Source organism: Pseudomonas rhizophila, assembly GCF_003033885.1.
Taxonomy (GTDB): domain Bacteria; phylum Pseudomonadota; class Gammaproteobacteria; order Pseudomonadales; family Pseudomonadaceae; genus Aquipseudomonas; species Aquipseudomonas rhizophila.
In genome coordinates this window covers 1893150-1916805 of the sequence record NZ_CP024081.1, presented here as the reverse complement: position 1 = coordinate 1916805, position 23656 = coordinate 1893150, and the positions used below count along the sequence as shown (strand labels likewise).

The 23656-nt window shown below is 59.6% G+C and carries 19 protein-coding genes; 9 read left to right on the top strand and 10 right to left on the bottom strand.

Annotated features, from left to right (window positions below):
* Positions 1-77: 77 nt before the first annotated feature.
* The 3 genes from CRX69_RS08975 (at position 78) to fecA (ending at position 3972) form a co-directional block, all read left to right on the top strand.
* Entirely contained in the window at positions 78-566 is a 489-nt protein-coding gene (locus tag CRX69_RS08975; RefSeq protein ID WP_047228610.1) for a sigma-70 family RNA polymerase sigma factor, read from the top strand.
* An 8-nt stretch (positions 567-574) separates the two neighbouring features.
* On the top strand, positions 575-1522 hold the full coding sequence (locus CRX69_RS08970; protein ID WP_172833786.1) for a FecR domain-containing protein: 948 nt from the start codon (positions 575-577) through the stop codon (positions 1520-1522).
* Between the two features lie 110 nt (positions 1523-1632).
* Positions 1633-3972, top strand: coding sequence for a TonB-dependent Fe(3+) dicitrate receptor FecA (fecA, locus tag CRX69_RS08965; RefSeq protein ID WP_107321891.1), 2340 nt, complete (start codon positions 1633-1635; stop codon positions 3970-3972).
* Between the two features lie 85 nt (positions 3973-4057).
* Here the strand turns inward: fecA and CRX69_RS08960 are convergent, their stop codons facing one another.
* Positions 4058-4468, bottom strand: coding sequence for an HPF/RaiA family ribosome-associated protein (locus tag CRX69_RS08960; protein WP_047228613.1), 411 nt, complete (start codon positions 4466-4468; stop codon positions 4058-4060).
* A 499-nt stretch (positions 4469-4967) separates the two neighbouring features.
* Between CRX69_RS08960 and CRX69_RS08955 the strand changes: the two genes are divergently transcribed.
* Entirely contained in the window at positions 4968-5285 is a 318-nt protein-coding gene (locus tag CRX69_RS08955) for a DUF3509 domain-containing protein (RefSeq protein ID WP_047228614.1), read from the top strand.
* Here the strand turns inward: CRX69_RS08955 and CRX69_RS08950 are convergent.
* Positions 5282-5782, bottom strand: coding sequence for a phosphate-starvation-inducible protein PsiE (locus CRX69_RS08950; protein ID WP_076383585.1), 501 nt, complete (start codon positions 5780-5782; stop codon positions 5282-5284). The genes CRX69_RS08955 and CRX69_RS08950 overlap by 4 nt on opposite strands.
* A gap of 305 nt (positions 5783-6087) precedes the next feature.
* On the opposite strand from CRX69_RS08950, the gene CRX69_RS08945 reads away from it, so the two are divergent.
* Positions 6088-6348, top strand: a complete 261-nt coding sequence (locus CRX69_RS08945) for a YebG family protein (protein WP_047228616.1) — start codon at positions 6088-6090, stop codon at positions 6346-6348.
* Between the two features lie 72 nt (positions 6349-6420).
* Here CRX69_RS08945 and CRX69_RS08940 read toward each other — a convergent pair whose 3' ends face one another.
* Positions 6421-7440, bottom strand: a complete 1020-nt coding sequence (locus CRX69_RS08940; RefSeq protein ID WP_047228617.1) for a Glu/Leu/Phe/Val dehydrogenase family protein — start codon at positions 7438-7440, stop codon at positions 6421-6423.
* A gap of 186 nt (positions 7441-7626) precedes the next feature.
* On the opposite strand from CRX69_RS08940, the gene CRX69_RS08935 reads away from it, so the two are divergent.
* Positions 7627-8430 (top strand): SirB1 family protein, encoded by an 804-nt coding sequence (locus CRX69_RS08935; RefSeq protein ID WP_076383584.1) that lies wholly within the window; start codon positions 7627-7629, stop codon positions 8428-8430.
* 153 nt (positions 8431-8583) lie between these two features.
* Here the strand turns inward: CRX69_RS08935 and maiA are convergent, their stop codons facing one another.
* From maiA to hmgA, 3 genes are read right to left on the bottom strand one after another with little or no spacing between them, the layout of a single operon-like run.
* The gene (gene maiA / locus CRX69_RS08925; protein ID WP_047228619.1) at positions 8584-9219 is read right to left on the bottom strand and encodes a maleylacetoacetate isomerase; all 636 of its coding nucleotides are present in this window, start codon (positions 9217-9219) and stop codon (positions 8584-8586) included.
* A gap of 10 nt (positions 9220-9229) precedes the next feature.
* Positions 9230-10534 carry a fumarylacetoacetase gene (gene fahA, locus CRX69_RS08920; RefSeq protein ID WP_076383583.1) on the bottom strand — a complete coding sequence of 435 codons (1305 nt, stop codon included), beginning with the start codon at positions 10532-10534 and terminating at the stop codon, positions 9230-9232.
* Positions 10535-10537: 3 nt separating this feature from the next.
* Positions 10538-11842 (bottom strand): homogentisate 1,2-dioxygenase, encoded by a 1305-nt coding sequence (gene hmgA, locus CRX69_RS08915; RefSeq protein WP_107321889.1) that lies wholly within the window; start codon positions 11840-11842, stop codon positions 10538-10540.
* A 163-nt stretch (positions 11843-12005) separates the two neighbouring features.
* Here hmgA and CRX69_RS08910 point away from each other — a divergent pair, with 163 nt between their 5' ends.
* Entirely contained in the window at positions 12006-12818 is an 813-nt protein-coding gene (locus tag CRX69_RS08910; protein ID WP_047228622.1) for an IclR family transcriptional regulator, read from the top strand.
* 66 nt (positions 12819-12884) lie between these two features.
* On the opposite strand, the gene CRX69_RS08905 is transcribed toward CRX69_RS08910, so the two are convergent.
* The 3 genes from CRX69_RS08905 to CRX69_RS08895 form a co-directional block, all read right to left on the bottom strand.
* Positions 12885-15437, bottom strand: a complete 2553-nt coding sequence (locus tag CRX69_RS08905; protein ID WP_107321888.1) for a helix-turn-helix transcriptional regulator — start codon at positions 15435-15437, stop codon at positions 12885-12887.
* 167 nt (positions 15438-15604) lie between these two features.
* Positions 15605-16972, bottom strand: a complete 1368-nt coding sequence (locus CRX69_RS08900; RefSeq protein ID WP_047228624.1) for a DUF1329 domain-containing protein — start codon at positions 16970-16972, stop codon at positions 15605-15607.
* 22 nt (positions 16973-16994) lie between these two features.
* Positions 16995-18788, bottom strand: coding sequence for a DUF1302 domain-containing protein (locus tag CRX69_RS08895; RefSeq protein ID WP_107321887.1), 1794 nt, complete (start codon positions 18786-18788; stop codon positions 16995-16997).
* Positions 18789-19423: 635 nt separating this feature from the next.
* Between CRX69_RS08895 and CRX69_RS08890 the strand changes: the two genes are divergently transcribed.
* Together CRX69_RS08890 and CRX69_RS08885 are read left to right on the top strand one after the other, a co-directional pair.
* Entirely contained in the window at positions 19424-21697 is a 2274-nt protein-coding gene (locus CRX69_RS08890; RefSeq protein ID WP_107321886.1) for an S-type pyocin domain-containing protein, read from the top strand.
* Positions 21698-21923: 226 nt separating this feature from the next.
* Positions 21924-22691 (top strand): N-acetylmuramoyl-L-alanine amidase, encoded by a 768-nt coding sequence (locus tag CRX69_RS08885; RefSeq protein ID WP_047228626.1) that lies wholly within the window; start codon positions 21924-21926, stop codon positions 22689-22691.
* A gap of 43 nt (positions 22692-22734) precedes the next feature.
* Here CRX69_RS08885 and CRX69_RS08880 read toward each other — a convergent pair whose 3' ends face one another.
* The gene (locus tag CRX69_RS08880; protein ID WP_076383577.1) at positions 22735-23646 is read right to left on the bottom strand and encodes an SDR family oxidoreductase; all 912 of its coding nucleotides are present in this window, start codon (positions 23644-23646) and stop codon (positions 22735-22737) included.
* Positions 23647-23656 lie beyond the last annotated feature (10 nt).

Genomic DNA, 23656 nt, shown 5'->3' with positions numbered 1-23656 from the left:
GTAGCCACCGCCGCGCCCCTACAATGCGAACAATTCTTGTTCTCTAGCACAGCTCATCGCTGTCGGGATGCTCCTCGTTGCCGCCTGCACACACCGTCGAAGTGCTCTACAACGCCCATCACAGTTGGCTTAACGGCTGGTTGCGAAGAAAACTCGGCTGCCCCGACAGTGCCGCCGACCTGGCCCAGGACACGTTCATGCGCGTACTGACTGCGCGCGACCCGCAGCCTGTCCTGGAACCCCGGGCGTTTCTTACGACCATTGCCAAGCGCGTACTGTTCAACCACTACCGACGCCAGGACCTTGAGCGCGCCTACCTCGATACCCTCGCCCAACTGCCGGAGCAGGTGGTGCCGTCGGAGGAAGAACGGGCAATCATCCTGCAAAGCCTGATGGAACTGGACCAACTGCTCGATGGTTTGCCGCGAGCGGTCAAGCAGGCGTTTCTGCTGGCCCAGGTCGATGGCCTGACCTACAACGAAATAGCCCGTGAACTGGGAATTTCATTGGCGACGGTCAAGCGTCATTTGAACAAGGCAGCGATGCGCTGCTACTTCGCCTTATGACCCCAGCGATGAACAGCGCACCAGATGTCAGTGCGAAAGTGGCCGAACAGGCCGTGCACTGGCTTTTGGAAATGCAGCAAGGCCCACTCGATACTCGCCGGCAGAAAGCCTGGGAGCAATGGCTCAATGCTCACAACGAACATCGCCGCGCCTGGGAGCATATCCAGCGGGTCAATCAGCGGCTGCGCAGCGTGCCCTCTCCGTTGGCCCATGCGGCCCTCAATGCACCGAAGTCCGCTGCGCGGCGTCGAGCGCTCAAAATGTTGTTGGTGCTTGGGGCCGGTTCAGCGTTGACCTGGAGCCTGCGTGAACGCCAACTGCTACCCCCATTGATGGCCGATTTTCGCAGCCCGGTAGGCGAACGGCGTCGTCTGACGCTGGATGACGGCAGTCAGTTGCAGCTCAACAGCGGCAGTGCGGTAGACGTTCGCTTCGACGCTCAACGCCGCTTGATCCACCTGCTGGAGGGGGAACTGTTATTGACCGCTGCCCGCGACCCAAGGCCCCTGCAAGTGCTGACCGCCCATGGCCTGCTGGAAAGCCGCAACGCCCGGTTCAACGTACGCGAGTATCCGGACCACACCCAGGTGGCGGTGTTTGAAGGCCAGGTGGACATTCGTAGCCGACACGGCCCGGCGTTGTTGCTGGCGACGTCACGGCAACTGAGCCTTGGCATCAACGGCGCCGGGCCCGCCACGGCCCTGGATGCCAACAGCGGCGCCTGGACAGAGGGCATGCTGGTAGCGGCGCACATGCGCCTGGCAGACTTTCTCGACGAGCTAGGCCGCTACCGACGTGGCCAATTGCACTGCGACGAGGCGGTCGCCAACCTTCTGATCTCCGGAACCTATCCGCTGGACGACAGCGAGCGAATCCTCGATCTGCTGGAAGTCAGCCTGCCGGTAAAAGTGCGTCGTTTCACCCGCTATTGGATCTCGGTCGAAGCTCGAGCCTGAACCACGGCCACCCCAGCTGAAAAAAAGTGATGCACCAGTGAGCCGTTTTCCACACCTGGGGTGACAGAGAAGGAAAGCACTTCGATACAACCTTCTCGGGATTCTCATCCATGCCGCAACAACCCACCCGTCTCACCCCGCTCGCCCGTACCGTGCGTCAATTGCTCCTGGGGGCCAGCTTGAGTTTCGTCGTACTGCCTTGCGTACAGGCTGCAGATGCCAAGCCCTATCACATCGCGCCGTCGTCACTGGAAAATGCCCTCAATCAATTCGGACGCGAGGCTGGGGTGTTGATTTCCTTCAGCTCACAGACGACCGCAGGCCTGCAGAGTCGTGGCCTGGAAGGCAGCTACAGCCCAGAGCAAGGGCTGAGCGCGCTGCTCGAAGGCACAGGCCTGCAAGCCCGCCCTGAGGCAGACAACGCCTTCAGCCTGCAACCGGCCGCCAGCACCGCGCTGGACATCGGCACCACCACCGTGGTCGGTGACTGGCTCGGCGATGCCGCGCCGACCAATGTCTTCGAACACGCCGGTGCCCGAGACGTCATCCGTCGTGAGGCGTTCGAACGCCAGGGCGCGACCCAGGCCCGGGATGTGCTCAATCGCATTCCTGGCGTCAACGCACCGGAAAACAACGGCACCGGCAGCCATGACATGGCGCTGAACTTTGGTATCCGCGGGCTCAATCCTCGCCTGGCCTCACGTTCCACGGTGCTGATGGACGGCATCCCGGTGCCTTTCGCACCCTACGGCCAACCGCAGCTATCGTTCGCGCCGGTCAGCATGGGCAACATGGACGCGGTGGATGTCGTGCGCGGAGGCGGCGCGGTGCGCTACGGTCCGCAAAACGTCGGTGGCGTGGTCAACTTCGTGACGCGGGCGATTCCCGAGGCGCCGACGGTAAAGGGCGGCTTCCAGACCGAGACCAGCCCGTCTTCCAGCCACGACGGCTTCAAGACATCCGCCAACCTGCTGGCCGGCGGCACCGCCGACAACGGTCTTGGCGGTGCCCTGTTGTACTCCGGCACTCGCGGCGGCGACTGGCGCGAACACAGCGACACACAAATCGACGACTTGATCCTCAAGGGCAACTACCAACTGGACGAGGCCAACAGTTTTAATGCCATGGCCCAATACTACGAAGGCGAGGCCGACATGCCCGGCGGCCTGAATGTGGCCGACTACGACGCCAACCCGTATCAGTCCACCCGTCAGAATGACCGCTTCTGGGGCCGTCGCACCCTGGTCAACTTCGGCTACCGCTACCAGCAGGATCGACGCGAATTTACCGCCAGCACGTTTTTCACCAAGACTTTGCGCAGCGGCTACCTGGACCAGGGCACCTTCCTGTCCCTGTCGCCTCGCGAATATTGGGTACGCGGCCTGGAAACCCGTTTTGCCCAAGGTTTCGACCTCGGGCCGACCAGCCACGAGGTCGGCGTCGGCTATCGCTACATCAACGAGGCCGGCCATGAACTGCGTTATCGCACGCCGATCGCCAGCAACGAATTGCCGACAACCTCCAGCCGAAACGACCGCGATACACGGGGTGGAACCGAAGCCAATGCAATTTTCATCGATGATCGGATCGATATTGGCAAATGGACGATCACGCCCGGTATTCGTTACGAAATGATCGAATCGCAGCAGACAAACAATCTGACCAACGTGAAATACAAGGGCGACTACAACACCGCCCTGCCAGCGCTGAATGTGCTGTACCACCTGACCGACGAATGGAATCTGTATGCCAATACCGAAGGTTCATTCGGCAGTGTGCAGTACAGCCAGATGCCCAACCGTGTGAGCAGCGGTGAAGTGAAACCGGAGAAAGCCCGCACCTGGGAACTTGGAACCCGCTATGACAATGGCAACCTGCGGGCGGAGATCGGTGCGTTCCTGATCAACTTCGACAACCAATACGAAAGCAACCAAACCAACGATTCGGTGATTGCCCGTGGCGAAACCCGCCACCAGGGCATCGAAACCAGCATCAACTACGCCCTCGACGGCCTGAGTCCGGCGCTGGCCGGTTTTGACGTATATGCCACGTATGCCTTCGTCGATGCCACCATTCGGGAAGACGGACCGAACAAAGGCAACCGCGTGCCATTTTCTTCCAAGCACAAAGGCACACTGGGCGTGGGTTACACGGACGGGCCGTGGAAATTGAACCTGGACAGCACCTATCAGAGCGCGCAGTTTGCCGACAACGCCAATACCCGCGCCGAAAGCGCCGACGGCAGTACCGGCAATATCCCTGGCTATATGCTGTTCAGCAGCCGCGCCGCCTATGATTTCGGCCCGCAACTGTCGGACCTGAACGTGGCGGTGGGTGTGAAGAACATCTTCAATACCCAGTATTTCACCCGCTCGTTCGACGATAACAACCGGGGCAAATACGTAGGGGAACCGCGCACGCTGTATGTGCAGACGTCCGTGGCGTTCTGATCAGGGGCTGCGATGGATCGCTGAAACAAGACGGGCCTGCGATTGCAGGCCCGTCTGTTCGGTGGGTAATTTTAAATGATCGGGCTCAGCCGTTGAGTGCAGCCCGTTCGTTCTCCAGGAATTCTTCTTCCAGCATCGCATCGGCCAAGGCCACCGACTCTGTCGGTTTCTCAGCGGTGGCGCGTTTGACGCGCAGTTTGCCGAACAGATGCTCCAGGGCATGTTCAAGCTTGGTGGCCGCCCCTTCGATGGCCAATTCCAGCGTATCGGCCTTGTGTGTCACCGAGACCGGTTGCAGGCCCTTTGGCCGTGCTTCCAGCTGACAACGCAAGTCATGGGGACCGGGCTTGTCGCCGTTCTCGTCCCGCAAATGGACCTCGACCCGTGTCAGGTCTTCTTCATAACGTTCGAGCGTGCTTTCGATGGTAGTACGTACCCACTCCTCCAGTCGGATGCTGCTTTGAATATGGTTATCGCTGTTGACTTGGATTTGCATAGTTCATCCCTTATTTCGGCTAGCTCGCCAGGGGCCAATCGACGGTAGCGCGACGACCCCTTGAATACAGAGTCGGGCTGGCGGCAGAACAATTCAACCCCTTCGAAAAGATAAATATTCATACGCAAATAAAGCCGGACAACGGACAAAAGCGCTGTTAATGTCGGGAGTTGCCTCGCCTTGCTTACCCCACGAAAATTCTGCGCTCACCCTGCACCGTCAGCGACCATTCGCCCATTCCTGCACAGAAACGGGCAGCCTCCCAGGCCGCATGCCAAGGCCTTCAGCGCCTATGCGCCGTGATCATTGTCCGACAGTTTTTCCGGCATGCCCCTTGCTACCTCTCTGCTGGAGCGGTCGCAGGTTGGGATCTTTCGATCCGGCCTCTGCCTGGCTCTGGATGAAGCACGATCATGGAATGGCCGGTGGTCCGGTATCGCGAACTAATCCCGATCACGGCCGGTCAACAACTGCACGTTCAATCAGGCGGTGACGCATCATGGACAACCCTTTTCAGCTCATTACCGACGCTTTTGCGCCGCAGTATCAAATCAATCTGAGCATCCAGGGCCTGGACGGCAGCATCATGCTGACCCTCTCCAAGGCCGGGCGCATCGTCGCCAAGCGCATGATCAGCGCCCAGCAACGCAATGACCCGGAACGCCTGCGGCGCCTGGTCCAGAGCATCCAGTTCGGCATCGCCATCGAGCAGGGCCACAGCGCTGTGGCGATCCTCGAAGCCATGACCGGCGGTGACAACGTCAAGCTGCCACCACCGCAGACGCAGGGCGCGACATCCGCCCCCGCCGGTTTCTAGATCTCGCCCTTCTCCACTTCGGCGTGCTCGCTGGAACCCGCGCCAACCTTACGGTGCGGGTGCTCGATTTTCACCGAAGGGAACTGCGACGAAGCGTAACGCACCACCAGGATCGCGAACGCCAGCAGCAAGATGCCGCCGCACAAGTAGATGATGCCCAGGTCAGGCGGACTGTGGTGGGAGACGTTGGAAATCAACAAGCGCGTCAGCGCCGTGATCGCCACGTAGATCAGGAACCGCACCGGCATGTGGTTGGTCTTGAAGTAGATCCCGACCATCGCTCCCAATTCCAGATAGATGAACAGCAGCAGGATGTCATCGATCTTGATGTGCCCCTGCTCGAGCATCTGCAAAAACTCCATCACCGCCGCCCAGGCGGTCACCGCTCCGATGGCAAACAGTGCCAGGTAATGGAACGTCTCGACGAACAGATTGCCCAGGGATTCGGCCAACTGATGTACGTTCTGGCGCAGGTTCTCGGCCCAGTTGATTTTCACGATGTAGTTTCCTTAGGTCGACTCGACCGGATGATGCGGGTTGGACGTGACGGTTGTTCTGCATGCAGAAAAAAGGCCAGCGGCTGAGGGTGAGATGGCGATGGGCCGCAACCCGACACTTTTGCGATGTTGATGCCGCCCTGTCGTGAGCAGGCTGGCTCCCACACCAGCGCTCGCGACAAATGTGCAAATACGTCTACATTAAAAAGCCACTATCCAAAGGGAAGGGATTCGCTTATCCTTTTGGCTGTATATAAATACAGTAGTCACAAAGATAACCAATGTGAAGGCATGTGAGGTGGTGAATGGCCGTCGAAGTGGTATACCGCAGCAGCCGAGATCTGGAGCGCTTGTTCATGGATAAAGCCGAAGCTGACCGTCATGACAAAATGCTGGAACTCGCCGAATTGCTGGCCGAAGTGTTGCAAAAAGCCGTTCCCTCGCTGAGCGAGAAACAGGTTGAGGAAGCCGGCATCTACATGGCGAAAAATCGCGATGTGTTCGCCAAGGCGTTCAAGAGTCAACCGGACGCCTTGTCCGAACTGCTCAATGCCCCTGCTGAATAAGCCTTGAAAAGATCGCAGCCTTCGGCAGCTCCATGGAATCCACCAAGGAGCTGCCGAAAGCTGCGATCTTTTTTATCGGTACAACAAACGCTCTGCCAATTCATCGGCCACCCTGGCCGGTGAGCGTTTTTCTGCCTGGGCGTGGGCAAAGACTTCCGTAAGCCGGGCGCCGATCTTCGACAAATGCGCGGTGATCGTCGACAGCTCTTCGCCGCGATGCTTCAAGGCGACATAGATCAGGCCTCCGGAGTTGATCACATAATCCGGCGCATAGAGGATCCCGCGCCGTTCCAATTGATCGGCCACCTGCAGGTTGCTCAACTGGTTATGGGCCGACCCGGCAACCGCCGAGCAGCGAAGTTGCGCCACGCTCTGGCTATTGAGCACCCCGCCCAGGCCACAGGGGGCGAGGATGTCGCACGGGGTACTGAGCAGTGCATCGTTGGCGATCGGATGCGCGCCCAGTTGCTCCATCGCCAGTTGAACCTTGCCAGGGTCAATGTCGCTGACCAACAGTTCGGCGCCTGCGGCGTGCAACTGTTCGGCCAGGGCGAAACCGACATTACCCAGGCCCTGGATCGCTACCCGCAGGCTTTCCAGGTTATCGCTGCCCAGGCGGGCCATGGCCGTGGCACGGATGCCGGCGAATACCCCCATCGCCGCGTGAGGCGCTGGGTCTCCCGAAGCCGTGGTGCTGGTCACATGACGGGTCTGTTGGGCGATGCAGTCCATGTCCGCCACCGAGGTGCCGCTGTCGATGGCGGTGATATAGCGGCCATCCAATTGCTCGATGCAGCGCCCAAATGCCTCAAACAACGCAGCCCGACTTTCGACATGGGCCGGACGCATGATCACGGCCACGCCGCCGCCCACCGGCAAGCCGGCCAGTGCGGCCTTGTAGCTCATGCCTTGGGCCAGGCGCACGGCGTCGACCACGGCACTTTCATCGTCGGGGTAGGACAGATAACGACATCCACCCAGAGCAGGCCCAGGACGGCTGCAATGAATGGCAATCACCGCCTTCAACCCGGTGGCCGGGTCTACGCTCAGGTGCAGCGATTCAAGGCGGGAGCTTTGCATGAGAGCAAACATCGACAGGCTCCCGAATCACTTTTGTTTGTTCCGCCAGTATAGGCGTGCGCTCAAAATTTGCTGGAGCGCGCCGGAATAAGTCGACCGGACGGCCAGTCTTTTGGGCATAACCTGATTCCTTCCCCGGACGAGACTGGACGAAAGCCCGCAGCAGAGCTAAAAACGAGGCATAGCCCGGAGACTGTGATGACACCGCGCCAAGCCTTTTTTGATTGCCTGCACCGCTCCCCACCGGCGCTGTTCGAAGCAGCGTTGTGGATTGCTGCCGAACATGATCGCGAAGTGGACGTACCGGCGTTGCTGAACGATTTCAAGGATCTGCAACAGCGTGTCAGCCATGACCTGCCGATGCTGCCCGTCAGCGAACTGGGCCAACCCTTGCTGCGCCGCCTCAATGACCTTGGATTCGCCCAGGACGATTTCACGCCCCTGCGCCCACGGGCCGCGTTGCTCGACAAGGTGCTGACGCGTAAACGTGGACAGCCCCTGGCCCTCGGCCTGATCGCCCTGGAGCTGGCTCGTGGCCTGGAGATTCCGATGGTCGGTGTCAATTTCCCCGGTCACTTCCTGTTGCGGGTCCCCGGTGCCGATCATCTGCTCGACCCGTGTGGCGGACGCCGGTTGTACCCCAACGACTGTCGGGAACTGCTGCAACGCCAATACGGCGCCAACATGCCCCTCAAAGCCGAGCACCTGGTCAGTGCCGAGCCCATGCAGATGCTCCAGCGCCTGTCGCGCAATCTTCGCCAATTGCATCTGACCAACGACGACTACATTGCTGCACTGATCGACGCCGAACGGGTGCTTGAACTGGGCAACGCCAGCGCCGCCGATTACCTGGCCCGCGCCAGCCTGTACCAACGGCTCGACTGTCCCAACGCCGAACGATTCGACTTGGAGCACGCGCTGATGCTCAGCGAAGACCCGATCCAGCGAATCCGGCTGACGGAACGGCTGGGGCATCTGCCGCCCAATTCAATTGTGCATTGAGCAGGTGTAGATCGCGGATGACGAGGTGGTAACCCAACGGCTCGCCCCCTCTCCTTCGGTGGGAGCGAGCCTGCTCGCGATAGCGGTGTGTCAGACAACATGTTTGTAAGCTCAACCACCGCCATCGCGAACAGGTTCGCTCCCACAGGGGGCTCAAGGTGTATCAGGCTGATTTGCCGGATGCGCCTGTTGAAACGCTGGATGCGCAGCCGCCAACGCCGCAACGCGACGGATCCGTGGATACGCCTCCAGGGAGACATTGAACCGTTCTGCCGCGTATACCTGCGGGATCAGATACACGTCCGCGACCCCGGGTGCTGCACCGAAGCAGTAGCCGTCATCCCCAATCAACTGTTCCACCGCCGCCAGTCCCTGGCTGATCCAATGCCCGATCCACTGCGCCACCTGCGTTTCATCGTGGCCCCACTGCCGCAGCTGGTTGAGTACGCTGACGTTGTGCAGCGGATGAATATCGCAACCGATCAATGCCGCGACGCCTCGCTCATGAGCCCGAACCGTCAGGTCGGCGCTGAGCAACGGCACCTGTGGATAACGCTCCTCCAGGTACTCGATGATGGCGGGTGACTGCACCAGCAACGCGCCTTCGTCGGTACGCAGCGCCGGAACCCGGCCCTGAGGGTTGATCGCCAGATAGGCCGGCTGACGATGTTCGCCCCCAGGCGCAGCGATCAGGTTGACCGGCAGGGCCTGGTAATCCAGGCCCTTGAGCGCCAGGGCAATGCGCACCCGGTAGGACGAAGTGGAGCGGTAGTAGGTGTAGAGTTCCATGCCCTGTCCCTCACCGCGCCGGCAGGATCTTGCCCCGGCATTCGCCAAAGCCGATGGACGCAACACCTTCGCGGTGGCAACGGGCCCGCAGGATGATCTCGTCACCGTCCTCAAGGAATTTGCGCACTTCGCCAGAGGCCAGCTCGATTGGCTTTTTACCGCCCTCGGTAATCTCCAGCAGGCTGCCGAACTGACCGCTCTCAGGCCCCGACAAGGTGCCCGAACCGAACAGGTCACCGGCCTGCAACTGGCAACCATTGACGCTGTGGTGGGCGACCATCTGCGCTACGGTCCAGTACATGTACTGGGTGTTGCTCAACGTCAGGCGATGGGCCGGCAGGTTCTGCTCGCGCATGGCTTCGGTCAGCAGCAGGACTTCCAGTTCAATGTCGAAGGCCCCACCGGCCTGGTCACGCTTGTCCAGCAGATATGGCAACGGCTGCGGATCGCCTGCCGGACGCGCCGGTTGTGGGCGACGGAACGGTTCAAGGGCTTCGGCCGTCACCACCCATGGCGAGATACTGGTCAGGAAGCTTTTGGACAGAAAGGGCCCCAGCGGCTGGTATTCCCAGGCCTGGATATCCCGGGCCGACCAGTCGTTGAGCAGGCAGAAACCGCCAATGTGCTCGGCAGCATCACCGATGGCGATGGGTTCGCCCAAGGCGTTGCCCTTGCCGATCCAGATGCCCAGTTCCAGCTCATAGTCCAGTCGCGCGCACGGGCCGAAGGTCGGCTCGGTCTGGCCGGCGGGCAGCGTCTGACCCTTGGGGCGACGCACGTCGGTACCGGACGGGCGAATGGTCGAGGCGCGACCGTGATAACCGATGGGGACGTACTTGTAGTTGGGCAACAGCGGATTGTCGGGGCGGAACAACTTGCCGACGTTTTGCGCGTGTTCGATACCGACGTAGAAGTCGGTGTAGTCATTGATCCTGGCCGGCAAATGCATCTGGCAGTCGGCTGCGCGGACCAGCAGTTTCGCGCCCTGGGCTTCGATCTTGCCCCGCAGCGAGCTGTCTTCGCGCAGCAGCTCCAGCAAGCGTTCACGCAGGGCCACCCGAGCGCTGCGGCCGAGGTCGAAGAATGCATTCAACTGGCCGTCCTTCATGGCTTCGACGGCTTCGCGCGCCGCGCCGTCAAACAAGCCCGCCTGCAACGCGGCCTGCAAATCGAAAATCTGCTCACCAATCGCCACGCCGCTACGGGGAGCACCGTCATCGATACTGAAGATGCCCAGCGGCAGGTTCTGCAGCGGGAAGTCGGCATGGCCATTGGCAGAGGCGACCCAGCTACGGGCAGGGGAAAGTTGAGTCATGGGTTATCTCCGGGTCGGGTCGAAAGTGACCGGCAGCGAGGCCCAGCAGGCGTCGTAGTCAGTTTGCAATTGTGGGCAGTCCAGGGCGAAACGGCTCGGGCGCAGGACCTGGCTGGTTTCGAACATGAAGGCCATGGTGTTGTCGATTTTCGCAGGCGTCAGCTCGGCGTTGATCGCCTTGGTGCAGGTCTCGCCGTCCGGGCCATGGGCACTCATGCAACTGTGCAAGGAGGCGCCGCCGGGCAGGAAACCTTCGGCCTTGGCATCGTAGGCGCCCTGGATCAGGCCCATGAATTCATTCATCAGGTTGCGATGGAACCACGGCGGACGGAAGGTGTTTTCCGCGACCATCCAGCGCGGCGGGAAGATCACGAAATCGAGATTGGCCAGGCCGTGGACGCTGGTGGGTGAGGTCAATACGGTGAAGATCGACGGGTCCGGGTGGTCGAAGCTGACCGTACCGATGGTGTTGAAACGGCGCAGGTCATATTTGTAAGGCACGTTGTTGCCATGCCAGGCCACCACATCGAAGGGCGAATGATCCAGCTCGCAACCCCACATCTCACCGAGGAATTTCTGCACCAGCGCAGTCGGTCGGGCGAGGTTTTCGTAATGAGCGACCGGCGCCAGGAAATCCCGCGGGTTGGCCAGGCCGTTGCTGCCGATCGGCCCAAGGTCCGGCAGGCGCAACGGCGCGCCATGGTTTTCGGCGATATAGCCGCGGGCTTGTGGATCAATCAGCTCGACGCGAAATTTCAGGCCCCGGGGGATCACGGCAATTTCCAGCGGCGCCAGTTCCAGCACGCCCAGCTCGGTGGCGATCCGCAGCCGTCCCAGCTGCGGCACGATCAGCCATTCCCCGTCAGCGTTGAAGAACACCCGTTCCATGGAACGGTTGGCGCGGTAGTGGTAGACGCTGATACCGGCCGGTTTGTCCGAGCCGGCATTGGCCGCCATGCGCACCAGTCCATCGATGAAATCGGTTGGCTCGGCAGGAATATCCAACGGGTTCCAGCGCAGGCGATTGGGCGTGACCTCACCCAGAGGACCGCCCGCTATCTGATGTTCAAGCTTGACGAAGGCCGGATGATTGGCCGAAGGCCGGATGCGATACATCCAGGTCCGCCGCGCTTCGCTGCGAACCATGGTGAAGGCAGTGCCGGAGAATAATTCGGCATAGAGACCGTAAGGGGCTTTTTGCGGGGAGTTCTGGCCAACGGGCAAGGCGCCGGGCAGCGCCTCGCTGGCAAATTCATTGCCAAAGCCTGACTGATAAGCCAGGTCCGACACTGTGGAATCGAGGGTCATGGAGCCTCCTGAACACAGGACTGGGTACGACCTCGTCGTTCCACGAAGAAACGTCAGGCGCACAGGTTATTTTTATCGTAATTCAATTACGCATAACGTAATTTGCTCGACAGCGACCGTCAAGCTATAAAGACGCCCATTCGCCTCTGGACTCAGCGCCTCCATGGAAACCCCGCTCAGCAACGGTAAACAGAAAGTCCGCTCGGCCGAAGTCGGCACCGACATCCTCAAGGCCCTGGCCGAACTGTCGCCCTCCACGTCGCTGTCGCGTCTGGCCGAACACGTGCAAATGCCGGCGAGCAAGGTTCATCGGTACCTGCAGGCCTTGATCGCCAGCGGTTTCGCTGAACAGAACACGTCCACCAACCACTACGGCCTCGGGCGCGAAGCCTTGCGCGTGGGCCTGGCGGCGTTGAACGGCATGGACGTGTTGCAAGTGGCCGCCCTGCCCTTGGCCGAACTGCGCGATGACTTGAACGAAACCTGTTTCCTGGCGGTGTGGGGCAATCACGGCGCCACCGTCGTTCGGATCGAACCCGCCATACGGGCAGTGACCGTGGTGACGCAACTGGGGTCGGTATTGCCGCTGCTCAGCTCGTCCACGGGGCTGGTGTTCAGCGCCTACCTGCCGACGCGCGAAACGATCGGCTTGCGCGAACAGGAAGTGAGCGCTTCCACCGCCCACGCCCTGGCCGACGACCAGGCCTATGCCACCCTGTGCCAGCAAATACGCAGTCGCGGCCTGCACCATGTGCATGGCTTGCTGATGCCCGGCGTGGATGCCCTGTCAGCCCCGGTATTCAATGCTGTCGGCCAAGTGACGGCGGTGATGACCATTGTCGGCCCGACTTCCCTGTTCCATGCCGACGAAAACGGCCCGGCGGCACAACGACTGCTGGCGGCGACCCGGGCCGTGAGCTGGCGGATGGGGTATGAGGCAGGCGCAGGATCGGATCAGCCAACGGGCCAATCCTGATCACACCATTGATGTGAGCGGTGATACGTAGCGGTGGCAGCTAATCGTCTTGCCCTTGGGAATTCTTTATCTCATAACGCCCATGACTTTGGCCTTGGCGACCGCCTGCGTGCGCCGCTGAACGCCTAACTTGCTGTGTATCCGCCGCGAATGGGTTTTTACCGTGTGCAAGGATATGAACAAACGTTCGGCAATCTGCTGATTTGAATAGCCCTGCGCAATGAGCTCCAGCACTTCCAATTCTCGATGACTCAACAACGTGTCTTCGACTGCCACCGCCGGCTGCTCGATGTGCTCAGCCGATTGCGCCCAGCCCAACAGATCGGGCTGACGCGCGCGTAACTCGCACAAGGCTTGCTGGGCGCGCCAACAGGCAACTCGCTTGAGGCCCTCTTGCACAAGCGATCGTGCCTGGGAACGATCAGCGGACAGCCAGACGACTTCAGCCAGCGCCAGATACAGTTCGGTCTCCAGGCCATGCATTTCACAGTGCTGTGCCCGGGCGATCATTGCCTTGAGTTGCGCTTGAGGGTCTTGCGCCCGATGCAGATAAACCTCGGTCAGCACCAGCAGGTACTCAAGCCGAGGAATCAACTCCAGGGTCGCAGGTGGGGCATGCTTGGCCTGCGGCCCGCGAAAATGACGCAAGACTCGGGTCAGGGCCTCGAGGGCCAGTTCCGGGCGTCCCTGTTGCAGCCAGAACTGGCAACTGGTTTGCAACAGCACGCCACGGTACACCGTGTCGGGGATGTGCCGCTGTTGCATGATCCGCTCGGCATCGCGCAGTTGCAGGAAAGCCTCGCCATAGTCGCCGCCATTGGCCGCCAGGGTGGCCTTGCCGAGAAAACCATAAAGCACTTGTTTGTCCTGGCAATGCAGGCCCGTTTCCAGGCCCGCCTGGAACTGCTCGGCAGCCTGCTCGGCCAACCCCATGCGCAAAGCCAGACGGCCACGGCGCAAGGCAATACGTCCCAGCAAGGCAGAAAAGTCCTGGCCAGGCTTATCGAGCAACCCCTGAACTGCGCTCAACAGATGATCGGCCCGGTGAGGAGCTCCGCGTTGCTCCAGGACTTGGGCGTGATCCAGTTCCAGCAAGCCCTCGAAGACCAGTGAGCCTTGGGCGCGCGCCAGGCACAGGGCCTGGCGGTTGATCCATTGCGCAGTGGCCAGTTCCCCCTTGAGCAGTGCCTGCTGTGTCAGCCCCAACTGGCACAACAGGTGCAAGGCCCAGGCCTCTGGGTCGAGGCTCGCCTGGGCCTGGAGCAAGTGCTCGCGGGACTGCTCGCCATCCCCCGAAAGGTGCAGCAGCCAGCCCAGCAGAACCTGCCACCGGGCCAGCAGTTGCCGCTGCAGGCAGGCCGAAGGTTGCGGCATGAACCTGGCCAGTTGGTCGATGCACACCGATGCCTGATCGAAGCGTCCGGCGAACAGCAACGCAGCCGTGACCAACCCCACCGATTGCGGTGTACCGAGTGTCAGCGCTTCACCTTGTTGATCATGCAGCTTCAGCAACAGCGTCACGTTGCTGCGCTGCAGTACATGTTCAAAATTCAGATGCTGCAGGAAACTGACGGCAGCCTCGAACTCTTGCGCATGCATGGCCTGCTCGAATGCCATTTGCCAATCCTGCTCGGCGGCAAACCACTGGCAAGCCCGGCGATGCCAGGAGCGTCCCTGCGGCCAGGGCTCATCACGCACCAGTCGGGCCAGCGCCGGGAAAATCTGCAACCAGTCCGAAGACTGCTCCCACGGTTCGATAAAACAGCCCAGGTCCAACAACAAGGGCAGGCATTCGGCGCCCACCGTGTCACCAAACAGATGCTCGCAGAGCCGGGCATTGAAGCGCGGCAGATGCGCCAGCACTCGCCAGGCCTGTGCCAGGTCCGGGGTCAGCGTACTGAACAGCTCATATTCAAGGTAGTCATGCAGGGTCCCGGGCCGCCCCGGCGACGCGTGGCTGCGCGCCCATTCACAACGTTCAAGCAGGGCGATACGCACCCCGGCGCACCAACCGCCACTGCGCTGTATCACCTCGCGCGCGGTGCGAGCGCCCTGGGGACCGGGCAAATGTTTGAGCAATTGCTGGACATCGTCATGGGTGAAGACCAGCGCCTGGGCATCGAACTCATGCAGTTCGTCATCAAGTAGCAGGCGCGGCCAGTTACAGTGAGGACGACGGCGACCATTCAACCAAAGGTGAAGCGCCGGACTGCTGATGCTCAACAGACGATCGAGAAACTGATCCAGCTCGGGGTTGGGTACCCGACAGTAATCATCCAGGAACAGCCAGGTCGGTGCTTGCAAGCCCGCCAGGTGAGCCAGCAGCCCCCCTTCATCCAGCAACGGCAGCCCGAGGGTCTGCGCCAGCCGCTCGCACATTTGCGCCGCGTCCAGCATTGCGCCCCCAAGCGGCAACCAATGCAACCGGCAAGCGGCGGGGGCTTGCAGGAAACACTCAGCGAACAACGCACTCTTGCCACTGCCCGCCGGTGCGCAAAGCAGTTTTACCCGCGCCTCGGAGGCCAGCAAGGGCTCGCTCAAGGACCTGCGCGGCACATGGGTCGAAGACAGGCGGGGCAGCAATCCAGGACGGTCCGGACACGGGGTCATGGCGGTCATGTGCGAAGTCCAGTTTATTATTGTTTCATCACCCTAGTCCTGTGGCGCTCACCTTTGGAGAAGTATTCAGCGCGCTGATTGGCGCCCATAAAAAAAGACCGGCAAATCGATTGCCGGTCCTCACGATTATCTAACGGCAGCCACAGTCAGCTTCAAACCGCCAGGTCTTAACGAACTCCCGTCGAGCGCAGCGCCGCTGGCGTGAAGTCAGCAGCCCTGGCTTCGAAACCGTACTCGTAGCTGCGCTTCTCTTCGTTCTTCATCCCCAGCGCGATGTAGCGGCCGGCGATGATGTCGTAGAGCGCCTCAAGGGTGTAGCCCGGATTCTGGTTGGCGTAGTAGAACTGGGCATGACCTTCGGCCACCCGCCACAGTTGACCGCGACCGTCGTAGTGATCCACCAGTGCCGCCTGCCAGCTGTCTTCATCGAAATACATGTGGCGCTTGGCGTAGATGTGACGTTCGTTTGGCTTGACCGTACCGACCACTTCCCAGACCCGATGCAGTTCATAGCGGGTCAGATCCTGATTGATGTGGCCGGCCTTGATCACGTCGTCATACTTGAGGCTGGGGGAATCCAGTTTGTAGCTGTTGTAGGGGATGTACATTTCCTTCTTCCCCACCAACTTCCAGTCGTAGCGGTCCGGCGCGCCGGAGAACAGGTCGAAGTTATCGGAGGTACGCAACCCGTCAGCGGCGGTGCCCGGGCCGTCGTAGGCCACTTGCGGGGCGCGACGCACACGGCGCTGGCCGGCGTTGTAGATCCAGGCCAGGCGCGGCTCCTTCACCTGGTCAAGCGTTTCATGCACCAGCAGCACGTTACCGGCCAGACGTGCCGGCGCGGTGACCGACTGTTTGAAATAGGTCAGCACATTGCTGGCCTTTTCCGGATCGGCGTCTTTGATCAGAAACGGCACGGCGATCTCTTCTTCGAAGCGGATCGGGGTGAAGCTGCCGTTGGTTTGTGGGGTGGCCTGGGTGATGATGCGCCGCACGTTGCCGCCGTGATAGCGGGTGACGTGGTTCCACAGCACTTCCACGCCGTTCTTGGGGATCGGGAATGCGTAGTAACGGTTACCGGTGAAATTGGCCAGGCCGTTGCCGTCATTGATGGTGGTGACGTTGAGGGCGCTGCGCCTGGCCGACTCGTAGATCTCGGGCGGTAGCGAGACACTACGATGGGTCGGATAGACCGGAATCTTGTAGGTTTGCGGATAGCGCTTGAACATCGCTATCTGGCCTTCGGAAAGCTTGTCCTTGTACTTGTCCACGGTCTCGGCGGTGATGGTGAACAGCGGTTTTTCCCCGGCAAAGGGATCGGCCAGAAAGCCTTTGCTGTCCACCGCCCCGGCGTTTTTGGCGATGCCACCGGTCCAGGCCGGAATCGAGCCATCGGCATTGCCTGCCTTTTCCGCGCCCAGCGGCGTAAGGCTGGTGCCCAATTTGTTTGCTTCATCCGGCGAAACTGCCGCCATCACGTTCGCGGCCAGCAGGCTCAGGGCCAGGGCGCCGCATTGCAGAATCATCTTGCGCATTGGTTTTTCCTTGTCAGCCAGATCAGAAGTTCACGCCAAAGCTCAACGCGAGGAAGTCGCGGTCTTCGAGGACGTTGTAGTCGCCGCCGAAAAAGTCGGTGTAACTCAGGCTGGCGGTATAGGTGTTGCGGTAGTCGGCATCGACACCCAGGCTGATGGCCTTGGCACCTTCGTTGAACAAGCCGTTGGGGCCGTAGCCGGCCACGTCATGGGACCAGGAGACATTGGGCTTGAAGTTGATACCGGCAACGACGTTGGAGTAGTCAAGAATTGCCCGGGCGCGATAGCCCCACGAGGTCGAGGTGACGAAGCCGTCGGTGTCACCGCCAAACCCGTACTGGCCGTAGACCGAGTCACGGCCATAACGCAGCTTGTCCTTGGATTCCAGGCCACCGACGTGCACCACCGCCGCCTCGCCCACCACGGTCAGGCGATCAGCGCCCAGCACCTGGTCGAAGAAGTGCGTCAGGGTGCTCTGGATCTGGGTCAATTCCTTACGACGATAACCGGTGTTATCGGCCCCGGGCGAGGTCGCGATGGGCGAAGCTGCACCGCCTGCGATCGGGTTGAGCAAGGCCAGGGTCAGATCGTTGGTGTTGAGCTGCACAGGTGCGTTGGGGCGGTAGCTGATTTCCCCGGTCCACGCGGTGCCGGTAGGCAGCGTGGTGGCGAAGCTGGCACCGTACAGACGGATGTCCTCGGGGTATTCAAGGTAATACTGACCGCGCCCCAGCATCACGCTTTGCGCCAGCCCCGAACCGCTGCCAGGGGCAAGCCCTTCTGCAATCGCGACCATTCCCGGCAGTGCCGACAATGTAGACAGGCCGGCGGTGGTGGTGCCCACGGTTGGCGTGCGGCTGTGGTAGTTCATGAAGTACAGGCCGTACTCGGTGTCGTCACCGAGCCAGCGCAACGCCGTGCCCCACTGGCCGGAATCACGGGCGTCACGGTCACCGCTGCGAGCAATGACAACGCCTTCGTCATTCACCTGGATGCCTTGGCCAAAGGCCTGAGTCAATGGTACGAATGGCGCAATCGCCGGGCTGCCCACGGTGTAGCCGCTGGTGCAGCCATCGGCCACCACGTCGTTGCCAAAGAAAGTGCCGCAGTTATCGACGACCGTCTGGTCCCATTCCAGTTGGTAGAAACCTTCGATGGTGAGCTTGTCGGTCAAGCCCTGGGAGGCGAACAGCATGTTCACCGGGATCAGGCCTTCCTTGATCTCGGCACCCGGACGGCGGAACGCGGAGACGTCCACCGGGTTGATGCTGTTGATGGAGTTGCCGATGAAGGTACTTTCACCCCAACTGACCACCTGCTTGCCCGCACGCACCGTACCCGGCAAGTCGGCGATGGAGTAATTGTGATAGACAAACGCATCGAGAAGCTGCGCCCCTGACGACTTGGAGCCTTCCTTGCGGTTGCTGTCGCTGATGTCCTTGAACGGCCGGTTTTCGTCCTTGAGTTCGAAGTCATACCAATACTTGCCGCGCACGAACACGCCAGTATCACCGTACTTGAGTTCGAGATCGTGCAGGCCTTTGAATATCTTGGAAAAGGTATCGCCCTTCTTGAAGTTCAGCCGCCCATCGTCACCGGTGGACGACTGCCCCGTACCGCCGTTGACGCTGCCGACCAAGTCCCGGTCGGCGTCGCGCATGCCCCAGCTCGCGCCCACGGACAACGAGGAGTCGAACTGCCCCTCGATCTCGCCAATATTGAATGAAACGGCCTGCGCCTGGGCAGAGCAACCCAAGGCCACCGCGACGGCCAGCGCCTGCGGTTTGAAGATGGCGCGCATTGTTATTGTTGTCATGCGTCTTCCCCGGTGAGTGACAGAGCCTTCACCCTACTGCCGCACGACATGGGCGATAAGCGCACCAAGGAGGTATTCGCGCTGTACCCCGAAAGGATTACAGGTCATGAAATATGGGGCTTTGCGCCGCGCATGGACGCACTGGATGATGGGTCATCAGCGCCGTGCATATTCATCGGGCCTGTTAACTGTTGCGCGCCCTGCAACGGTGCATGTCCGGATCCGGGCTGTTTCCGACGATGCCCAATCCCTATGCTGGCCGGGCTTTCAGGGCAACGGGCCTGCAGGCACAAGCCGCCATCGCGTCCCTCGCGACCGGCGCACCGTCATTCGGATGGATTGGCGCATCGGTCCATCACCTCCCGTGTTCACTGACGTTGGTTTTTTGCTCCTTTGCAACGTCATTTTCAGGCCGCTGCTTTTTGCAGCGGCCTTTTTTTATGTGGGTTGATTTCCTGCGTGAAACTTCTCGATTCCTACAACATGGTCGGAATCTCTCACCTGCCCAGCCTATGCAATCGAACTTATAGTCTTTTTCGCCGCCTTGATGGTGACGAATAAATGAACAGGCACGGCTGCATACAGTGAGTACTGGCAGGGACATTTGAAATGCACGTATCGAAAAGGAAATCGATATGCAACAAGAAAAAAACATACTTGTAAATAGAGGTATACCTCGTAAGCCTTCGTCGTCTCCTGGATACGGATTCAGTGCTAGAGGCGTGTCAGGCCCCGACCACTCCGATCGTGCATACGACGCAGTTGACTATGCCATTGAATGGCTGATTGAAAGCAATGACTTCACCGAGACACTATTCAAAGAAAACATAAAAAATATCAAACGCATAACCGATGCCGAACTCGCAAAAACACGAGCGGCCGTTCGTGCTGTGGTCCCCCGTGAAACCGATGCTCTCGAAATTGACTTACGGACACTGAAGCTACAGATTTTCAGAGCAAGGACAGACTTTCAGCAACAAATAGAAACGGCCAACCTTTATTATGGCCATGACCCACTAACCCATAAAACTCGAGATCCTTCCTATAAGGGTTTTGAGCTTCTTGGTCGTCTCGGAGGGCAAAGGCGTTATTACAACGCAATAGCCAAATGGAATATTTCTTACGCCGCGGCCTTCCAAGCGAAGTTCCTGGCTGCGCAGATAGAGCTACTGGACGCTCGCTTAGCCACGCATAACAAAACCATTGCCAGCACCGCGGCAAAAGCAGCAGCCGCAGCAAAAGCCGCAGCGCAGGCAAAGGCCCAGACCGAAGCCAAACGTGCGGCTGTTGAGAAGGCACGCAAGGCAGCTGATGCCGAGGCTAAACGCGTTGCCGAAGAACGAGCACGGTTTGCGGCAGAGGCACAACGTCTGGCAGCGGCTGAAAAAGCCGCTGCTCAGGCTGAAGCCAAACGCAGTGCCGCTGCTCATGCACGTAAGGCAGCCGAGGCGGAGACCCGACGCCAAACTCAGGAACAAGCGTTGCGCCACGCTCTGGCTGACGGAGCATTCCCCGTACTGGGCGCGGCAGTCGCAGCCGGTCCAGTGTTCACACTCGCTGGCAGTAGTCTGATCACAAATCCGGCAACAACCTCGGCAATCCAGGCTGCGTTACGAACTGCGATAGCCATGGCTATCGAATCGGCCATCGCAGTAGCCGCACCGGCTTTGGCAGGATTTGCGGCCCTGCTTTATCCATCGGAACTGGGCAACGGTGACCTCTATGCCTTGAGCGTCCCGCTGTCCGAACTTGCACCGGGTAATTCCGACGATCTGCACGCCATCGCAGCTGCGCAAGGTGAGGTCAACCTGCCGGTCGTTATTGGCTCCAGAACTGTGGGTAACAGAACGGAATTTGTCGTGACAGGTGGCAACAGTACATCGGCGCGCTCCAAAGCACCGGTTCGGTTCGCCACGCCTGATCCCCACGGTAATTTTTACAGGTCCTACAGCCCCGACGCCACTTCCACCAGCATGATCTGGACGCCCATAGTGAAGCCGGGTAGCGCGTCCACAGTATTGCCGGCGGCCATGCCAAACGTGACCGCCTACAAAGGCCCTACCCCGATGGCGGTAGACGGGCGAATCGATACGCACCCGGAGTTTGATCTCTACAGTTTTGGTGGGTTTGTCACGGTGTTCCCCGTTGAATCGGGTCTTCCACCGATCTATACCGTCTTCAACAGTCCTTATGAGGGCGCGACTACCAAGGGTGAGCACAGTGGACGCGACTTTAATCCGGAGCAGGCAGGTGGACCTATTCTTGAGCTGGATTGGCGGACAGCGACGATTACTCAGGAGGGGATAGACGCCGTGAAGCTGCATATCGTACGACTGAATCAGTCTGATGCGAATGATGTCATGGTCGAACGGCTTCAGAGTATTGTGAGTGGCAAGGTCGATGTCACCGATACAGATCGACGGTACTACACTCACGAAATCAGGGAACTCGAAAGATTTCGAGCTATGGGACTGGCTGATAACTTTTCACCCAAAGAAGGCTCACCTGACTGGAATAATGCTCATACCGCAACGCTCGAAGATTATAAAATCTCAGATCGCGAGAACATTGTTTTATACGTCGGATGCCTTAGCAAAAGCAAACCTACAGGACGAAAGAGATTACCAGCAGCTTCTGAAGGAGATGTCGCAATGAACACTGTTGAGCAAATAGTCAAGAACGAGCCATTGGAAGAGATCGTCACGGTATTTGCGTTACTGAGAGCACACCCACATTTAGACATGCTGATCAGACGCCACAATCGTGAGCTTGTACAGCATGGAGAACTTGAAAAAGCTTACATAAAACTTTTCGAAGCAGGAGTATTGATAAGCGGTGATAAAGGGCTATGCATCAAAGGTCCAAACTGGAAAGCGCCTAAATTCATGTTAGAGAAGAGATACACCTGACACATACTATACCCAAGCAACTTGGCCGCTGAAATCTCAGCGACACTTTTTAAATGCTACAAGATTATTTTTGCGCCTTACTTTTACCAACAGCAGACTCCCAAACCTTCTAAGGCCTATTCCTACAACAAAGCAAGAATCCCACTACGGCCCCATCAAAAACTCACTGTTAGGCTGAATGTCAGTCACAGCATTCTGTTTTGACTTTAAACCTCAGTGAGTTTTTATGACACTTATCAACTACAACAGCTATCGCTCGGTAAAAGGCTTCAACAATAGAATTCGTTTTCTAGTCTTTCATTACACCGCCGCGAACTTTTCATCCTCCATCAACGCACTGACCGGTTCCTCTGTCAGCGCCCACTACCTCATCCCGGACTTCAGCGACCCGAGTTACTTGAAAGCAGGTTTCCAGGAACCGCAGATTTTCAATCTGGTCGACGAGAACCAACGAGCCTGGCACGCGGGGGTGAGCAGTTGGGGTGGTCGCACGAATCTGAACGACACCTCGATCGGTGTTGAAATCGTCAACCTAGCCACCGATAACCACGGGCAATTCACTTTCCCGCCTTATCAACCTCAGCAAGTCGAGGCGATCGAATACCTGGCGTTGAACATCCTCAAGCGCTATCCGGACATCAGCCCGGTCAATGTGGTGGGACACTCGGATATTGCTGCTGGCAGGAAAAGCGATCCCGGCCCGATGTTCCCTTGGCATACGCTGTATCTGAAGGGCATCGGCGCATGGTTCGATGAACCCACGCAGAAAGCTTACACCCGTGCCTACCAATGCAACGGCCTGCCGACTCGCGAGCAACTGCTCGGCTTGTTCCGCAAATATGGGTATGACACGTCGGCAGCCGCCACAAGTGCGGGTTTTCAGCGTTTGGTGCGAGCCTTTCAGCTGCACTTTCGTCCAGCGAAATACGACGGTGTGATGGACATCGAGACTGCCGCGAATCTGGCGGCGCTGGTGAAGAAATACGTCCCCTGACCACCGTTGCCGCGTCTGACGACAACGGGTCGAGGCCGCAAGGTCAAACGGTGTAGCGCTGCAAGTTCGCCATCATTTCCTTCAACGCTTCAAGGTTGTCATTGGGGTGTACCGCACCCTCGAAATCACAGATTTGCTGCCAGTGGGCCGCGACGTCTTCGGGCGAGAAACCTTTGTTTGGATCGAAGCCGGCACCCAGGCTGCGCTCCCAACGCACCTTGCCCATCCAGCCGCCGCCCACTTCGAACAACCCGGAGGTTTCCTGGCAGGTCTCGCTGGCCAGGTACACCACCAACGGGCTGACGAGTTCAGGCTTGAGCTGTTCGAACACCTGCGGCGGGATCAGGCCTTCGGTCATGCGGGTGCCACCGGTGGGCGCGATGGCATTGACCAGAATATTGTTCTTGCGACCTTCGATGGCCAGAGTGCGCGTCAGGCCATAAAGGCCGAGCTTGGCCATGCCGTAGTTGGATTGACCGAAGTTGCCGTAGATGCCGGACGTGGAGGCCGTAAAGATCACCCGCCCGTAATTCTGCTCACGCAGGTGTGGCCAGGCGGCGCGGGTGACTTTGTAGGCGCCCTCGACATGGACGCGGTAGACCAGGTCCCAGTCGGCGTCCTCCATTTTGTGGAAGGTCTTGTCCCGCAGGATCCCGGCGTTGTTGACCACTACATCGACCCGGCCAAACACGTCGAGCGCGTTTTGAACAAGCTTGTCGCCATCGGTGACGGAGTCGTGGTTCGCTTCGGCAATGCCGCCGGCTTGGCGAATTTCAGCGACCACCCGATCCGCCGCCGAGGCGTTGGCCCCTTCTCCCTGGGCAGAGCCGCCGAGGTCGTTGACCAGCACTTTGGCCCCCTGCCTGGCGAACAACAGGGCATGGGCTCGCCCCAGGCCACCGCCAGCTCCCGTGACGATCACGACTTTATCTTCGAAGCGCACAGATTCACTCATGGGCAGAACT

Excerpts from the sequence above, each read along its gene's own strand:
- CRX69_RS08970 (WP_172833786.1), top strand. The coding sequence starts at position 575 with ATGAACAGCGCACCAGATGTCAGTGCGAAAGTGGCCGAACAGGCCGTG.
- fecA (WP_107321891.1), top strand. The coding sequence starts at position 1,633 with ATGCCGCAACAACCCACCCGTCTCACCCCGCTCGCCCGTACCGTGCGT.
- CRX69_RS08960 (WP_047228613.1), bottom strand. The coding sequence starts at position 4,468 with ATGCAAATCCAAGTCAACAGCGATAACCATATTCAAAGCAGCATCCGA.
- CRX69_RS08955 (WP_047228614.1), top strand. The coding sequence starts at position 4,968 with ATGGACAACCCTTTTCAGCTCATTACCGACGCTTTTGCGCCGCAGTAT.
- CRX69_RS08945 (WP_047228616.1), top strand. The coding sequence starts at position 6,088 with ATGGCCGTCGAAGTGGTATACCGCAGCAGCCGAGATCTGGAGCGCTTG.
- CRX69_RS08940 (WP_047228617.1), bottom strand. The coding sequence starts at position 7,440 with ATGTTTGCTCTCATGCAAAGCTCCCGCCTTGAATCGCTGCACCTGAGC.
- CRX69_RS08935 (WP_076383584.1), top strand. The coding sequence starts at position 7,627 with ATGACACCGCGCCAAGCCTTTTTTGATTGCCTGCACCGCTCCCCACCG.
- maiA (WP_047228619.1), bottom strand. The coding sequence starts at position 9,219 with ATGGAACTCTACACCTACTACCGCTCCACTTCGTCCTACCGGGTGCGC.
- fahA (WP_076383583.1), bottom strand. The coding sequence starts at position 10,534 with ATGACTCAACTTTCCCCTGCCCGTAGCTGGGTCGCCTCTGCCAATGGC.
- hmgA (WP_107321889.1), bottom strand. The coding sequence starts at position 11,842 with ATGACCCTCGATTCCACAGTGTCGGACCTGGCTTATCAGTCAGGCTTT.
- CRX69_RS08910 (WP_047228622.1), top strand. The coding sequence starts at position 12,006 with ATGGAAACCCCGCTCAGCAACGGTAAACAGAAAGTCCGCTCGGCCGAA.
- CRX69_RS08905 (WP_107321888.1), bottom strand. The coding sequence starts at position 15,437 with ATGACCGCCATGACCCCGTGTCCGGACCGTCCTGGATTGCTGCCCCGC.
- CRX69_RS08900 (WP_047228624.1), bottom strand. The coding sequence starts at position 16,972 with ATGCGCAAGATGATTCTGCAATGCGGCGCCCTGGCCCTGAGCCTGCTG.
- CRX69_RS08895 (WP_107321887.1), bottom strand. The coding sequence starts at position 18,788 with ATGACAACAATAACAATGCGCGCCATCTTCAAACCGCAGGCGCTGGCC.
- CRX69_RS08890 (WP_107321886.1), top strand. The coding sequence starts at position 19,424 with ATGCAACAAGAAAAAAACATACTTGTAAATAGAGGTATACCTCGTAAG.
- CRX69_RS08885 (WP_047228626.1), top strand. The coding sequence starts at position 21,924 with ATGACACTTATCAACTACAACAGCTATCGCTCGGTAAAAGGCTTCAAC.
- CRX69_RS08880 (WP_076383577.1), bottom strand. The coding sequence starts at position 23,646 with ATGAGTGAATCTGTGCGCTTCGAAGATAAAGTCGTGATCGTCACGGGA.